The following is a 14558-nucleotide window of genomic DNA, read 5'->3' as shown; positions in this document are numbered from 1 at the left end:
GCCGTGGATCTCGACGCGTACGTGGCGGAGCACGAGCGCGAGTGGCGCCGGCTGGACCAGTTGTGCCAGCACCGCCGGCTCGGTGCCGACGAGGCGGACGAACTGGTCGCCCTCTACCAACGGACCGCCACCCACCTCTCGGTGGTACGCAGCCGCTCGCCCGACCCGGCACTGGCGGCCCGGCTGTCCCGGCTGGTGTTGACCGCACAGGGCCGGCTCACCGGCCGCCCCGGCTTCTCCTGGCGGGCCGTCGGCCGGTTCTTCGGCACCACCTTCCCGCTGGCGGTCTACCGGGCCTGGCCCTGGTGGTGCGCGGTCGCCGTCGGGTTCGGCGCGGTCGCCGGCTTCTTCATCTGGTGGATCGCCGGGCATCCGGAGAGCGCCGCCGCGTTCATCGGCGAGGAGGCCGCCGCCGAGCTGGTTGACTCCGGTTTCGCCGGCTACTACACCGAGCACGACGCGCCGAGCTTCGCCTTCCAGCTCTGGACCAACAATGCCTGGGTGGCGGCCCGCTGCCTCGCCTCCGGCATCCTGATCGTGCCGGTCTTCTACCTGCTCTGGCAGAACGCCCTCAACCTGGGCGTGATCGGCGGGGTGCTCTTCTCGTACGACCGGGCCGGGCTCTTCTTCAGCATGATCACACCGCACGGCCTGCTGGAGCTGACCGGGATCTTCGTGGCCGCCGGCGTCGGTCTGCGGATCGGCTGGGCCTGGATCGCGCCGCCGGCCCGGCTGACCCGGGGCCAGGCGGTGGCCGAGGCGGGGCAGACCGGCATCCTGGTCGCGCTCGGGCTGGTCGGGGTGTTCGCGGTCGCCGGACTCATCGAGGCGTTCGTGACCCCGGCCGAGGTGCCCACGGCGGCCCGGGTCGGCGTCGGGCTGCTCGCCTGGCTCGGCTTCCTCGGCTACGTGCTGGTCTGCGGCCGGCGGGCCCGGCCGGCCCGGTCCGGAGCCACGGAGCCCTCCGGTGAGACCCCGGCGTCGCCGCCACCGGCCGGTCAGAGCTGACCGAGCGCCTTGAGTCGCAGGTAGGCGTCGCTCACCATCGGGGCCAGCCGGTCGGCGGGGGCGTCCACCACGACCACGCCGTGCCGGTGCAGCGCCGCCCGGACCCGGTCCCGGTCGGCGAGCGCCCGCCACGCCGCGGCCGAGGCGTACGCCTCCTCGGGGCTGACGGGTGACCGGTTGGTCAGGTCGGTCAGCACCGGGTCGTGCGGCGTGGCCACCACCACCCGGTGCCGGGTGGCCAGGCTGGGCAGGACCGGGAGCAGCCCCTCCGCGACCGCGCCCGGTTCGAGGGCGGTGAAGAGCACCACCAGCGCGCGCCGGCGCTCGCGGCGCAGCACCTCGCCGACCAGCAGCTCGAAGTCGGTCTCCACCAGCGACGGTTGCAGCGGGGCCAGCGCGTCCACCATCCGGGCGAGCAGCCGGGACTGGCTGTTCCCGGTCACCGCGACCCGGACCGCGCTGTCCACGGCGATCAGGTCGACCCGGTCCCCGGCGCGGGCGGCCAGCGCCGTCAGCAGCAGCGCGGCGTCGATCGCGGCATCGAGTCGTGGCTCGTCGCCGACCCGCACCGCCGAGGTGCGCCCGGTGTCCAGGACGCAGACCAGCCGCCGGTCCCGCTCCGGTCGCCAGGTGCGGACCAGTACGTCGGCCCGGCGCGCGCTGGCCCGCCAGTCGACGGAGCGGACATCGTCGCCGACGACGTACTCCCGCAGAGTGTCGAACTCGGTGCCCTGGCCACGGCCGCGACTCACCGCCGCGCCGTCGAGTACGCGCAGCCGGGCGATCTTCTCCGGCAGGTGGCGGCGGGACTCGAACCGGGGCAGCACCCGCAGGGTCCACGGTGGCGTCGGCGGCTGCCGGGCCCGCTGCCGGAAGGCCAGCCCCAGCGGGCCGAACGAGCGCAGGGTCACCGCCACCGCCGCCCGGTCACCGCGCCGGGTCGGCGTGAGCCGGCTGGGCAGCACCGTCCGCCCACCGGGGTCCACCCGGACCCTCGGCGCGCCGGGGAAGGCCGCCCGGGCGCCGGCCGACGGGACCCAGGCGTCCCGGACCAGGGCGCGCAGCGTACGGCCGGAGGTGTTGTGCAGCTGCACCGCGACGGTGGCGGTCTCGCCGAGCCGGACGGTCCGGTCGCCGTCCCTCGCCAGGTGGACCGCCTGCGGCGGGACGGCGAGCGCCCGGTCCAGCACCGCCAGGGCCAGCACCGCACCGGTCATCACCAGCACGCCCCACCACGGCGCCGGCCAGAGCGGCAGGGTCAGCCCACCCAGCCCGAGCAGGAGCGCCGCCCGCCAGGTCATCGCGGGGTCGGCACGGTGTCCAGCACCGCGTCCAGCACCGCCGCCGTGGTGACCCCCTCCAGCTCCGCCTCCGGCCGCAGCCGCAGCCGGTGCCGCAGCGTCGGCCGGGCCACCGCCTTGACGTCATCCGGGACGATGTGGTCCCGGCCGGCCAGCCAGGCCCACGCCTTGGCGGTGCCGAGCAGGGCGATCGCGCCCCGGGGCGAGGCACCCAGCTCCAGGGCGGGTGCCCGCCGGGTCGCCCGGCAGAGGTCCACGACGTACTCGAAGAGGGGCTCGGCGACCCCGACCCGGCCGACCGCCGTACGGGCCAGCTCCAGGTCGGCGGGGCCGGCGACCGGCCGGATGCCGGCGGCGGCCAGCTCCCGCGGGTCGAAGCCGGCGTGGTGGGCGCGGAGCACCCCGAGTTCCTCCTCCCGGCTCGGCAGCGGCACGGTCAGGTTGAGCAGGAACCGGTCCAGTTGCGCCTCCGGCAGCGGGTACGTGCCCTCGAACTCCACCGGGTTCTGGGTGGCGGCGACGATGAACACCTCCGGCAGCGCCCGCCGGCTCCCCTCCACCGAGACCTGCCGCTCCTCCATCACCTCCAGCAGCGCCGACTGGGTCTTCGGCGGTGTCCGGTTGATCTCGTCGGCCAGCAGCAGGTTGGTGAAGACCGGGCCCTCCCGGAAGGTGAAGGCGGCGGTGCGCGGGTCGAAGATGAGCGAACCGGTCACGTCGCCGGGCATCAGGTCCGGGGTGAACTGCAACCGCTTGGACTCCAGGTCGAGCGCGGCGGCGAGGGCCCGGACCAGCAGGGTCTTCGCCACTCCGGGTACGCCTTCGAGCAGCACGTGCCCGCGGCAGAGCAGGGCGATCACCAGCCCGGTGACGATCGCCTCCTGTCCGACGACCGCCTTGGCGACCTCGGCGCGCAGCCGGTGCAGGGCCGCCCGGGCCCGGTCCCCGTCGTCCGACGGCCCGGCGGGCGCCGGCTCCGACCGGGCGGGGCCGGGATACGGCGAGTCGGCGTACGAGGGGCCGGCGGATCGGGTCACCGGGATTCTCCTTCGGGGGAGCGGTCGTGGTGGGGGTGCTCGTGGCGGGATGGCTCGGGCGGAGAGGGCTCGTGGACGGGTGGCCCGTGCGGAGGGGGCCCGTGGCGGGGCGGCTCGGGCCGGTCGCCGCCGAGGGCCCGGGTCAGCCCGTCGAGGGCGCGGGCCAGGTCGAGCAGGTCGCGGTCGCTGGTCGGCGCCGGGCCGTACAGCAGGTCGTGCACCTGGGCCGCGTCCCGGCCGGTCCGCGCCGCCAGCGCGGCCGCCACCTCGGTCCCCGGCGTCTGGACGCCCCGGTTGAGCGGGGGCAGGATCCGGTGCAACGCCGCCGCCCGCAGGATCCCCGCGGCCGGCCCCCGGGCTCGGGCCCGCCGGTAGAGCCGGGCCCGGCCGAGGGTGGTCTCGGCGGACCGGACCGTCACCGGCAGGGGCTCGGGCACCGGTGGCCCGAGCCGACGGGCCCGCCAGAGCACCACCAGGAGCAGGGCCAGCGCGAGCTGCACCAGCAGGGCCCAGAACCAGGGCGGGAAGGCACCCCAGAGCGGGTTCGGGGGATCGGGCGGCGAGGCCCGCCGGTCGTCCGGTCCGCCCGGTGCGGCGGGGCCGGGCCCGTCCGCGGAACCGTCCTCGGGTCCGGCGTCGGCGGGTTCCCCGGAGTCCGGCAGACCCGACCCGGGTTCGGTGTCCGGGGGGCTCTCCGGATAGGCCGGTGGCGGCGGCTCGGGCCCGCGCAGGTCGAGCCAGACGACCCGGGTACGGGTGGCCAGCAGGCCGACGGCGAGGGCGGCGTTGTTCTGCTCGTCGATGCGGTCGTTGCGGAACGGGTCGCTGGCGCCGACCGCCACCAGTTCGGCGCCGCGCCATCGGGTCCTGGTCAGCCCGCCCTCGTAGCAGCGGTCGGCGGTCGCCCGCCCGGCGGCCGGGGCGGTGTACCGCTGCCGGAGCGCGGCGGCCACGCCCGCCTGGCGTACCTCGGGCAGTGGGCAGGGCCGGCCGTCGGCGTCGGTCCCGACGGCGCGGGCGGCCCAGCGGCGGTCGGCGGTGGTGAACGGCAGGCCCGCGGTGCCGAGGACCCGGCGCGGCGGGTCGACCAGCACCAGCCGGCCCGAGTCGGCCGGCTCGGCGAGCAACGGCAGGTACCAGGGGTGGACCAGCCCGGGCGCCGGTACGAACAGGGTCAGTCCGCCCCGGTCGCCCGCCGCGCGCAGGGCCTCCCCGCTGCTGGTCACCCGCTGTACGGCGACTCCCCGGGCCCGCAGCTCGGCCGCGAGCCGACTCCCGCCGTCGTCGCCGTCGTGCACCGGGGAGAGGAAGCCGGACTCGTCCGGGTCGGGCTGGTCGACGGCGTGGGTGATCCAGGTGACCGTCAGCAGCAGGGCCGCCACGGCGACCGGGAGGGCGATCCGGTGCCACCGCCGTCGTCTGGCGGGCGCCGCCCGCGGGGCCGTGGGTGTGGTCATGCCGGCCCCCGTCCGTCGTCGGTCGGACGGCTCCGGGCGGTGAGGGTCCGGTGCAGTTCGGCGGCGTGCTCGCGCATCCGGTCGTCGTGTTCGGCCCGGGCCGGCCGCTGCCCGTACCAGAGTTCCGAGAAGATCCCGCCGGCGGCGGAGAGCGGTGGCGCCACCTCCGGGCGGGTGCGGGCCGCCGCCGAGGCGAGTTCGGCGACGGTCATCCCCGGGCGCTGCTCCAGTACCCGGCGGTCGACGAGTTCCCGGACCATCCCGCGCAACCGCTCCCGGACCGACTCGGCGTACCGCCCCTCGCCGGCCAGCCGGTCCGCGAGGGCGACGAGCGCCGGGACCGGTGGCAGCTCGGGGGCCGGACGGGGAGACGGTACGGCGGGGGCGGACCGGCGCGGTGGCGTCGCGCGCCCGCGTCGGCGCCGGGTGGGCCAGCGCGGCAGGCGCCGGGGTACCCAGGCCGGAAAGTGGTACCAGCCGAGCGCGACGAGCGCGGTGGCGAGCAGCAGCAGGAGACCGACCAGTGGCAGGGGCAGGACGTCACCGACCGCCGCCGTGGTCTCGGTCCACCACCGGCTGACGCTCACCGGCGCACCGCCGGGTCGAGGGCCGCCGGGTCGAGGGCCGCCGGGTCGAGGGCCGCCGGGTGGGACGGTGCCGGCGTGGGCGCCGCCGGGTCGGGCGGCCACGGGATGGGATGGGGCAGCTCGCCGAGGTGTCGGCCGGTGCGTCGGGCCTGCGCCAGGGCGATGTCCAGCCCCTCCGTACGGATCCGGGTCTCCAGGTGCAGGACGGCGTCCAGGCAGGCGAGCGCCGGGTACGCGACGCTGTTGACCGCGACCCAGGCGGCGGCGCTCATCGGCAGCAGCCAGCCGGACGGCAGCAGGTCGAGCTCGTCGAGTCCGTTGACCACCCCCAGCGCCAGCCCGAGTCGGAGGATCCACCAGACGAGGTAGCCGAGCAGCCGGATGCCGCCGGAGCGGGCGGCCGAGCGGGCGGCCAGCGCCGCCGCCCGGCGCAGCGCGGGCAGGGGCCCGAGCCGGTCCACCACGATCGTCGGCACCAGGGGGCCCAGCAGGGCGAACCCGAGCAGCCAGGCCGGCCCGGCCAGGGCCGCGACGAACATGACGGCGCCGGCGATCACCGCGGCCGCCAGGGTCGCGCCGAACCGGGCGCCGCCCGGGCGGAGCAGCCGTCCGGCCGGCGCCGCCCGGCCGAGCACCACCCCGGTGGCGGCCCGGCCGGTCAGGTTGCCGAGCAGCGCGATCGCCACCCCCTCGGTCGCCGCCCCCACCGCCAGCAACAGCCAGTACGGCGGGAGCTGGTGCAGGTGCGGCAGGTGGGCGGGTGGCTCGGTGGCGGCGGCCAGACGCAGCGGATGGAGCACGAACTGCTCGCCCACGGCCAGCACCAGGGCGACCGGTACCAGCACCCGGACGTGCCCCCGGAAGAGCAGGACCGCCGAGTCGAGCAGTTCGCCGACGGTCAACGGACGCAGCGGCAGTACGGCGGTGGGGCCGGCGTCGGGCAAACGTACTCCTGGTGGGTGGAGGCTCCTGGCGGCCGGAGGCTCCGGACGGGCGCGGTTGCGTAGGTGGCGGGGGCGCGGTACGCCGCGCCGCAGGAGTCATGGTGGCACGCCGATTCCGCCGGGGTTGACCCGCGCGCCGCTGTCCCGGTGCGGCGATGCGCCGGCGGTGCCGTACCGGACCGCCCGCGCGCCGGGATCCGCCGTCGGGTCCGACCGGCCGACGGGTGGGCCCGCCCGGCCGCCCGATCGGCCCGCCCGGCCCCGGGTCCCGGACGGGCCGGCCGGATCGCCGGACCGGTCGGCGGGCCCGGCCGCCCCGAACGGTCGCTCCGGGTACCCGAATGATCGCCGGCCGCGACGATCATCCGGGGCCCGGCGACGGCCCGGCGCGGCCCCGACGCCTCGCGTCTGGCTCCGCAGGTCCGGTCGGGGTATGCTTCTGCGCTCCGTGACCTGGGCGGATCGGCCGCAACGGCGCCGCCCGTCCGCCGAGCGGGCCGAACCGGCCGGCTCCATCGAGAGGCGCGAGGGCCGCGGTTGTGGATAGAGAGTGGAATATTGGTGCCATGAGAGCCCGGGTACTGGTGGTCGACGACGACCCCGCGCTTGCCGAGATGCTCGGCATCGTGCTGCGCAGTGAGGGATTCCTGCCCTCCTTCGTCGCCGACGGGGAGCGGGCGCTGGCGGCGTTCCGTGAGAACCGGCCCGACATCGTCCTGCTCGACCTCATGCTGCCCGGCATGAGCGGCATCGACGTGGCCCGGGCGATCCGCTCCGAGTCGGGCATCCCGATCGTCATGCTGACCGCCAAGAGCGACACCGTGGACGTCGTGCTCGGGCTGGAGTCCGGCGCCGACGACTACGTGGTGAAGCCGTTCAAGCCCAAGGAGCTGGTGGCCCGGATGCGGGCCCGGCTGCGCCGGGGCGAGGACGCCGCCCCGGAGCTGTTGACCATCGGCCCGCCGGGCAACCAGATCAACATCGACGTGCCGGCGCACACCGTCAGCCGGGACGGCGAGGAGGTCAAGCTGACCCCCCTGGAGTTCGACCTGCTGGTGGCGCTGGCCCGCAAGCCGCGCCAGGTCTTCACCCGGGAGGTGCTGCTCGAACAGGTCTGGGGTTACCGGCACGCCGCCGACACCCGGCTGGTGAACGTGCACGTACAGCGGCTGCGGGCCAAGATCGAGCCGGACCCCGAGCGACCGGAGGTCATCCTGACCGTGCGGGGAGTCGGTTACAAGGCGGGCACCGGATAGCCTGGGTTCACTGTGACCCGCACCGTGACCTCGCTACACGCCCAGCTCGCCCGCGCCGGCTCCGCCGGGCGGCGGCTGCGGCGTACCGCCTCGGCGCGGGCGGCGGCCGGTGGCGCCGCCCTGCACCGCACCTGGCGGCGGTCGCTCCAGGTGCGCGTCGTGACGATCACCCTGGTCGCGTCGAGCCTGCTGGTCGGCGGCTTCGCGTACCTGATCGCGGACAACATCACCAAAATCGTGCTGGACAACGCGACCAACGACGTCTCGGGACGGCTCAAGGAGGGCCAGGAGTACGCCTCGGCGCAGCTCAGCAACCACACCAACGTCTCGGAGCAGGGGCTCAAGGCCACCTTCGAGAGCACCGTCAGCTACCTGGCCGGCGGTGATCCGGCGCAGCTCGGCGGGGTGGTGGTGGCGCTGCGGGCCGGCGACCGGGTCTCTCCGGCGACCTCGCCACCGGAGGCGGACGTCGGCGGGATGCTCGGTGAGCCGCTGCGCAGGGCGGTGGAGGGCGGCGACGTCGCGCACCAGATCCGCACCGGCGAGCTGTTCGACGGGGAGTCGGCGAAGTACCTGGTCTACGGCTCACCCGTGCCCACCGGGTTCGGTCAGGTCGAGCTCTACTACTTCGTCCCGCTGACCCGCTGGGAGTCGATCGCCACCGCCTCGCGCGCGACCGTCCTCGCCACCGGTTTCGCGCTGGTCGTCCTCCTCGGGCTGCTCTCCGGCCTGGTCACCCGGCTGGTGGTGAACCCGGTCCGGGTCGCCGCCCGCACCGCCCAGCGCCTCTCGGCCGGCCTGCTCGACCAGCGGATGGTGGTCAACGGCGAGGACGACCTGGCGTTGCTCGCCGCGTCGTTCAACCAGATGGCCACCAACCTGCAACGGCAGATCGTACGGCTGGAGGAGATGTCCCGGCTCCAGCGGCGGTTCACCTCGGACGTCTCGCACGAGCTGCGTACCCCGCTGACCACCGTACGGATGGCGGCCGACCTCATCTACGCGGAGCGGGACAGCTTCGACCCCGCGGTGACCCGTACCGCCGAGCTGCTGCACGCCGAGCTGGACCGGTTCGAGGACCTGCTCACCGACCTGCTGGAGATCAGCCGGTTCGACGCCGGGTTCGCCATGCTGGACGCCGAGCCCACCGACCTGGTGCCGGTGGTACGCCGGGTGACCGACCGGCTGGAGCGGCTGGCCAACCGCTGTGGTGCCCCACTGCGGGTGGAGGTGCCGGACGCCCCGGTGATCGCCGAGGTCGATCCGCGGCGGGTCGAGCGGATCCTGCGCAACCTGGTCGGCAACGCCGTCGAGCACGGCGCCGGGCGCCCGGTGGAGGTCGTCCTCGGGATGGACGAGACCGCGGTCGCGGTCACCGTGCGCGACCACGGGGTGGGTCTGAAACCCGGCGAGGAGAAGCTGGTGTTCAACCGGTTCTGGCGCGCGGATCCGTCGCGGGCCCGGCAGACCGGGGGCACCGGGCTCGGCCTGTCGATCAGCCTGGAGGACGCCCGGTTGCACGGTGGGTGGCTGGAGGCGTGGGGTGCGACGGGTCGGGGCGCCCAGTTCCGGCTCACCCTGCCGGCCCGGGCCGGCGACCGGCTGACGTCGTCGCCGTTGCGCCTGGTGCCGGCCGACATCGCCGCGTCGGCCACCGAGGCGCTGGCCGCACCCGCTCCCGGCGTGCTGGCCGCGCCCGGCCCCGGCGCGCTGACCGCCCCGGTGATCGCGGCGGCCCCCGCCCCGCCCGACCGCGCCGACGACACCGCCCCGGCCGGCGCGCTGCCCGGCGCCGCCCCGCCGGTGCCGGCCGCCCGGAGCCGGGCCGGGACATCCGGGGCGGGCAGTGACCCGGCCGGTCCGGACGTGCACGACGACCGCGCGGACACCGGGGCGGCGCTCGGGGGTACAGCCGGCGGCGATGCGGCGCACGAGGACAGGGCCGGCGGCGACGCGGCACACGACGGGACAGGTCCCGAGCGGAGCGAGGTGGCGCGGTGAGACGACTTCCGCTCACCCTGGTCAGCGGCGCGGCGGCACTGCTGGTCGGGCTGGTGGCATGCGGCATCCCGGAGCAGACCGACGTGCAGATCGACGGCCGGGGGCCGGTGGCCGACACGGTGCCCGCCGGCGGTACCCGCCAGCCGCCGCCGGGCCGGACGGCGAGCGGCAGTGACGAGCGGGCCTTCGTCCGCAACTTCCTGACCGCGGCCGCGGGCGAGGCGAGCGAGGCGTACAAGCGGGTCAACGAGTACATCGTCGCCGACCGGCAGTTCAACGTGGCGCCGGCCGACGAGCTGGCGATCAACATCGTCCGGGCCGAGGAGCCCGAGATCGCCCTGAACAAGGACGGCACCTACTCGGTGACCCTGGCCGGGGTGGAGCAGGTCGGCGTCCTGCGGGCGAACGGTTCGGTGGAGGAGCCGGTCGCGACCGGGTCCAGCTACACCTTCACGGTGGGCCCGGCGCCGACCGATCCGGGCTCCGACGCCGGCCTGTACGTCCTCGACCCGCCGCCGGTGGTGCTGATGACCACCGACGCCCTGCTGGGCTACTACGAGGAAACCACCGTCTACTTCTGGAACACCGCCCGTACCGCCCTGGTGCCCGACCTGCGTTATCTGCCGATGACGGTGCCGGTGGAACGGCGCGCCACCGAGGTGCTCGGCTGGCTGATCGGTGGTCCGGCGGACTGGCTGGCGCCCACCGTGCTCCGGTTGCCCGACGGCACCGGGATGCCGGGCAACGTACCGGCGCCGAAGGACGGCGGCCGGCTGGAGGTCAACCTCTCGGTCAAGGCCGGCGCGCTCGACAGCGAGCGGGACCTCAGCCAGCTCTTCACCCAGATCGCCTGGTCGCTCCAGCAGAACATCCTGCTCCGCGACGAGCTGGAGTTGAAGATCCAGAATCAGATCCGCAAGACCGAGTCCGTCACCGACTACCGCCGGGCCAATCCGGTCTACCGGTTGAGCGCGCCGGAGCGCTTCGCGGTGCTCGGTGGGGGGATCTACCCGCTGGTGGACTCCGCGGGGCAGCCGCCGCCGGTCGCCGCCGCGGCCAACCGCGACATCGTCTCCGCGGGGCTCAACCGCAGGGAAGCGGAGATCTCGGCGGCGTTGGTGGTCAGGGACGGCGACCACCTGCGGCTGCGGGTCGGGGCCGGACACACCACCGTGAGCCAGTTCCAGACCGGTCAGCCGGTCAGTTCGATGGGCCGGCCGGTGTGGTTGAAGGGCCCGGACCCGGGGGAGCCGACCGGGCTGGTCGTCTCCGGCAACGAGCTGTACCGGTTCACCGCCGACAACCCGAGGCTGGAGAGGATCCGGGGGGTCCCGGCCCGGGTCAGCTCGGTGGGGGCGGCGCTGGACGGCCAGCGGATCGCCTTCATCGCCGGCGGCCGGCTCCACGTCGCGACCGTACGCACGGACGGCGGCGGGATGAGCGTGGGCCCGGTACGCCAGCTGGCGACCTCGCTGACCGGGCTGACCCAGGTGGACTGGCTGGGGGAGAACATGCTCGCGGTGGCCGGGACGAACGCGATGGGCCGGGCGGCCATCGTGCGGCTCGGGGTCGACGGGGTCCGCGAGTCGCCGGAGGTGAGCGACATCGGCGCCCCGGTCACCCACCTGGCCGCCTACCCCAACAACCCGGTCTCGCAGGCCCCGTTGCGCAACCCGCTCTACGAGGCGAACCAGGTGGCGTACGCCGCCGGGGCGTCGATCAGCCGGGATCAGGTCTCGCCCGGTTCCGGGACCCTGCCGGCCGGTAGTCCCGTGGCCCCCTTCTTCCTCTACTGAGCCGGGGGACCCTGGTGTTGGCGGACATCTGGGCGGAGCTGGCCGACCTGGTGCTGCCCGCCGAGTGTGCCGGTTGTCGCGGTACCCGGCTGCCGCTGCGACAGGGCGCCTGCGAGAACTGCGCCGCAGCGCTGCGGGCGCTGCGCCCCGCGCCGGCCCGCCCCACCCCGGCACCGCCGGGGCTGCCGGAATGCGTGGCGCTGGGGGCGTACCAGGGTGTGTTGCGGGAGATGCTGCTGTCGTACAAGGAACGGGGTCGGCACTCCCTGGCCAGGCCGCTGGGCATGCTTCTCGCCGAGGTGGTGGCCGAGGCGGCCGGCGGGCGGCGGCCGGTGTTGCTGGTGCCGGTGCCGGCCACCGCGCGGGCCGTCCGGGCGCGGCACGGTGACCACCTCCGCCGATTGGCCCGGCACGCCGCCGTCCGGCTGCACGGGTCCGGCTGGCCGGTCGCGGTGGCGTCGCCGTTGCGGGCGCTGCCCCGGCCCGATTCGGCGACGTTGGACAGCGCCGGCCGGGCCGCGGCGGCGGCCGGGGCGTTCCGGCCACGGGGGCGGCGGCTGGCCGCGGTCCGCCGGCTGGCGGCCGGCCGTACGGTCGTGGTGCTGGACGACATCGTGACGACCGGGGTCACGTTGACGGCCGTGGCCCGGTTGCTCGCCGGTGCGGGCATCGGGGTGCGGGCCGCGGCGGTGCTGGCCGCGACCGTACGCCGTTCGGGTGACCGGGTCGGCGGGTCGGACCGCAATGGAGTGTCCTTCCCCGACGGAATCAGGACGTAGCCGGTTCGCCGGCCCTCGCTGGTCACCGTGGCCGCTCGCGCTTCACTCTGCGTACCGTCCATTACACCCTATCGTGCCGTGCTCGCGAATCTTCTCGAAACGGTCTTGGCATCGGGGGTGACTGCGGGCGCGACAGGGGTTAGCGTTTTGTTTACCGGGGGTATGAGGGGTGTCTCGTTGCCCCGGGGGCACCTGGAAGGAGGCGTAACGGACAGTTACCGGTCGAGCCGAACGAACTTCCCAGGGGGCGGGCTGACCGGGCTTCTTGTTTCTGCACGACTCTCCGATGGCGCAGGGAGGTCACGCATGGATCTCGTGGTCAAGGGCCGTAACGTCGAAGTGCCGGACCATTACCGGGTACACGTAGCCGAGAAGCTCGAGAAGATCGAGCGCTACGATCACAAACTCATCCGCGTCGATGTGGAACTCTTTCACGAACGCAATCCGCGACAGTCCGATCACTGCCAGCGGGTAGAAATCACCTGCGTCTCGCGCGGGCCCGTGATCCGCGCCGAAGCGTGCGCGAAGGATTTCTACAGCGCGTTGGACGCGGCGATCGCCAAGCTGGACGCCCGGTTGCGCCGGGCCGCCGACCGCCGCCGCGTACACCGGGGGCGGCACGCCCCGGTCTCCGTCGCGGCCGCCACGGCCGGACTGCCGGTCGCCGACTTCGGCTCGGCGGTGGGCACGCTGACCGCGCCCGAGCGGCCGAACGGCGCCGGGTCGGCGACCGAGCCCGAGGTCGACGGGTACGAGGACGACCAGCCCTGGCACATCGCCCGGGAGAAGCTGCACCCCGCCGAGCCGATGACCGTCGAGGACGCCCTGTTCCAGATGGAACTCGTCGGGCACGACTTCTACCTGTTCCTGGACAAGGAGTCGGGCCGGCCCAGCGTCGTCTACCGCCGCAAGGGCTACGACTACGGCATCATCGCCCTGGACGGCTGACCCCAGCCCCCTCCCCATGATCGCCGTGATCAGGGAGCTGTACGGGCGTGTCGCCGGCGCGTCCCGTGGTCGACTCCCTGATCACCGCGATCGTGGCGGGCGACGAACGCCTCGCCCGCCCCGCACGTTCATCCGCGCGGGGCGGGGGTGGCGGTCCGCCCGCGGTGGCCCGGCGCGGCATCCGGGCCCGAGATCCCCAGGTCGGCGGGGAGCAGCGAGCCGACCCAGGCATCGGTCCGCACACCCCGGTGGCTGAGCGCGTGCCGGGCCGTTCCCTCGAACGTGAAGCCGGCCTTCTCGACGGCCCGCCGCGAGGCCGTGTTGCCCACATTGGCCCGCCACTCGATCCGGTCCAGGCCCAGCGTGGTGAACCCCCAGGCGCAGACGGCGGTCACCGCCGCCGGGCAGTGGCCCAGACCGCGCGCCCACGGCGCCACGACGTACCCCAGGTCGCCGACCAGCGGATCGGCCGGGGAGAGGCGCAACTCCATGACTCCGGCGTACGCGTCCGCGGAGTCGGTGATCGCGAACACCGCCCCGGTGCCCCGGGCCCACACGCCCGGCCCGTACTCGTGCACGAAGAACTCCGCGTCCGACCGCTGGTACGGGTCCGGCACGGTGGTCCAGCGGACCGTCTCCGGATCCCGGCAGACCCGCACGATGGCGTCCAGGTCGTCGGCGCCGAGCGGGCGCAACCGGAGTTCCCCGCCGCCGCGCCGCCCGGCGTACAGGATCGGTTGTGGCGCGCCGAAGACGGCGGCCCGGCGGGCCTCCGGCGACCCGGGGGCGGCCCGGCCCGGGTCGCCGCCCGCCTCCGCCGTCTCCGGCTGGCCGGCCTCCGCCTCCGCGCCCGCCGGCTCGTCGGCCAGGTCGGCGGGGAGGAGCGAGCCGATCCAGCCGTCCAGGCCGCCGCGGGGATGCCGGTGCGCCAACCGGAGCCGGCCCTCGACCGTGAAACCGGCCCGGAGCGCCACCAACCGCGAGGCGTGGTTGCCGACCTCGGCCTGCCAGATGATCCGCCGCATGCCCAGCTCCGCGAAGGCCCAGCGGCAGACCGCCCGGGTGGCCCGGACCGCCACGCCCCGGCCGCGCGCCCAGGGAGCGGTCCAGTAACCCACCTCGGCCGACCGGAGTACGGAATCGATCGTGACCAGAGCGCAGGAGCCCAGGAGTCCCCCGGTCGCCGCGTCGCAGACCGCGAACGGGGCGCCGGTGCCGGTGGCCCAGGCCCGGGGCGACATGGTGCTGACGAACCCGGTGGCGTGTTCCAGCCGGTACGGGGCCGGTACGGTCGTCCAGCGCTGGATGTCCGGATCCTGGCACGCCCGGTGTACGTCGGCGGCGTCCCCGGCCCGCCAGGGGCGCAGCAGCAGTCCCGACGCGACGATCTCCACCGGTTCGGTCCGATCCTGATCCATCCGGCCATCCTGGCTCAACGTTCGCG

Annotated in this window: 12 protein-coding genes; 6 read left to right on the top strand and 6 right to left on the bottom strand. The window is 75.2% G+C overall.

Features of this window, described 5'->3' with window-relative positions; genetic code table 11:
• Positions 1–3: 3 nt before the first annotated feature.
• Positions 4–1008, top strand: a complete 1005-nt coding sequence (locus tag ACQEUR_RS13335) for a stage II sporulation protein M (RefSeq protein WP_433029977.1) — start codon at positions 4–6, stop codon at positions 1006–1008.
• On the opposite strand, the gene ACQEUR_RS13330 is transcribed toward ACQEUR_RS13335, so the two are convergent.
• The 5 genes from ACQEUR_RS13330 to ACQEUR_RS13310 form a co-directional block, all read right to left on the bottom strand.
• Complete coding sequence (locus tag ACQEUR_RS13330; RefSeq protein ID WP_433029975.1) at positions 999–2309, bottom strand: DUF58 domain-containing protein; 1311 nt, start codon at positions 2307–2309, stop codon at positions 999–1001. The genes ACQEUR_RS13335 and ACQEUR_RS13330 overlap by 10 nt on opposite strands.
• Positions 2306–3235, bottom strand: a complete 930-nt coding sequence (locus ACQEUR_RS13325; RefSeq protein WP_433030035.1) for an AAA family ATPase — start codon at positions 3233–3235, stop codon at positions 2306–2308. The genes ACQEUR_RS13330 and ACQEUR_RS13325 overlap by 4 nt, the downstream gene beginning before the upstream one ends.
• 107 nt (positions 3236–3342) lie before the next feature.
• Positions 3343–4803 (bottom strand): DUF4350 domain-containing protein, encoded by a 1461-nt coding sequence (locus ACQEUR_RS13320; RefSeq protein ID WP_433029973.1) that lies wholly within the window; start codon positions 4801–4803, stop codon positions 3343–3345.
• On the bottom strand, positions 4800–5390 hold the full coding sequence (locus ACQEUR_RS13315; protein ID WP_433029971.1) for a DUF4129 domain-containing protein: 591 nt from the start codon (positions 5388–5390) through the stop codon (positions 4800–4802). The genes ACQEUR_RS13320 and ACQEUR_RS13315 overlap by 4 nt, the downstream gene beginning before the upstream one ends.
• Entirely contained in the window at positions 5387–6334 is a 948-nt protein-coding gene (locus ACQEUR_RS13310) for a hypothetical protein (protein ID WP_433029969.1), read from the bottom strand. The genes ACQEUR_RS13315 and ACQEUR_RS13310 overlap by 4 nt, the downstream gene beginning before the upstream one ends.
• Before the next feature lie 566 nt (positions 6335–6900).
• Between ACQEUR_RS13310 and mtrA the strand changes: the two genes are divergently transcribed.
• From mtrA to hpf, 5 genes are all read left to right on the top strand, one after another.
• Entirely contained in the window at positions 6901–7590 is a 690-nt protein-coding gene (mtrA, locus tag ACQEUR_RS13305; protein WP_101369873.1) for an MtrAB system response regulator MtrA, read from the top strand.
• A gap of 75 nt (positions 7591–7665) precedes the next feature.
• Positions 7666–9591: an MtrAB system histidine kinase MtrB gene (mtrB, locus tag ACQEUR_RS13300; protein WP_433030033.1), complete on the top strand. Its 1926-nt coding sequence runs from the start codon at positions 7666–7668 to the stop codon at positions 9589–9591.
• The gene (locus tag ACQEUR_RS13295; protein ID WP_433029967.1) at positions 9588–11387 is read left to right on the top strand and encodes an LpqB family beta-propeller domain-containing protein; all 1800 of its coding nucleotides are present in this window, start codon (positions 9588–9590) and stop codon (positions 11385–11387) included. Before mtrB ends, ACQEUR_RS13295 begins: the two co-directional genes overlap by 4 nt.
• Positions 11384–12166, top strand: coding sequence for a ComF family protein (locus ACQEUR_RS13290; RefSeq protein WP_433030031.1), 783 nt, complete (start codon positions 11384–11386; stop codon positions 12164–12166). The genes ACQEUR_RS13295 and ACQEUR_RS13290 overlap by 4 nt, the downstream gene beginning before the upstream one ends.
• 306 nt (positions 12167–12472) lie before the next feature.
• Entirely contained in the window at positions 12473–13114 is a 642-nt protein-coding gene (gene hpf / locus ACQEUR_RS13285; protein WP_433029965.1) for a ribosome hibernation-promoting factor, HPF/YfiA family, read from the top strand.
• A 128-nt stretch (positions 13115–13242) separates the two neighbouring features.
• Here the strand turns inward: hpf and ACQEUR_RS13280 are convergent, their stop codons facing one another.
• Positions 13243–14532, bottom strand: a complete 1290-nt coding sequence (locus tag ACQEUR_RS13280) for a GNAT family N-acetyltransferase (RefSeq protein WP_433029963.1) — start codon at positions 14530–14532, stop codon at positions 13243–13245.
• Between the last annotated feature and the right edge of the window lie 26 nt (positions 14533–14558).

Source organism: Plantactinospora sp. CA-290183 (assembly GCF_050936375.1).
In the GTDB taxonomy this organism is placed as follows: domain Bacteria; phylum Actinomycetota; class Actinomycetes; order Mycobacteriales; family Micromonosporaceae; genus Plantactinospora.
This window is presented reverse-complemented; position numbering and strand designations above follow the sequence as displayed.

Excerpts from the sequence above, each read along its gene's own strand:
- ACQEUR_RS13330 (WP_433029975.1), bottom strand. The coding sequence starts at position 2,309 with ATGACCTGGCGGGCGGCGCTCCTGCTCGGGCTGGGTGGGCTGACCCTG.
- hpf (WP_433029965.1), top strand. The coding sequence starts at position 12,473 with ATGGATCTCGTGGTCAAGGGCCGTAACGTCGAAGTGCCGGACCATTAC.
- mtrA (WP_101369873.1), top strand. The coding sequence starts at position 6,901 with ATGAGAGCCCGGGTACTGGTGGTCGACGACGACCCCGCGCTTGCCGAG.
- ACQEUR_RS13320 (WP_433029973.1), bottom strand. The coding sequence starts at position 4,803 with ATGACCACACCCACGGCCCCGCGGGCGGCGCCCGCCAGACGACGGCGG.
- ACQEUR_RS13280 (WP_433029963.1), bottom strand. The coding sequence starts at position 14,532 with ATGGATCAGGATCGGACCGAACCGGTGGAGATCGTCGCGTCGGGACTG.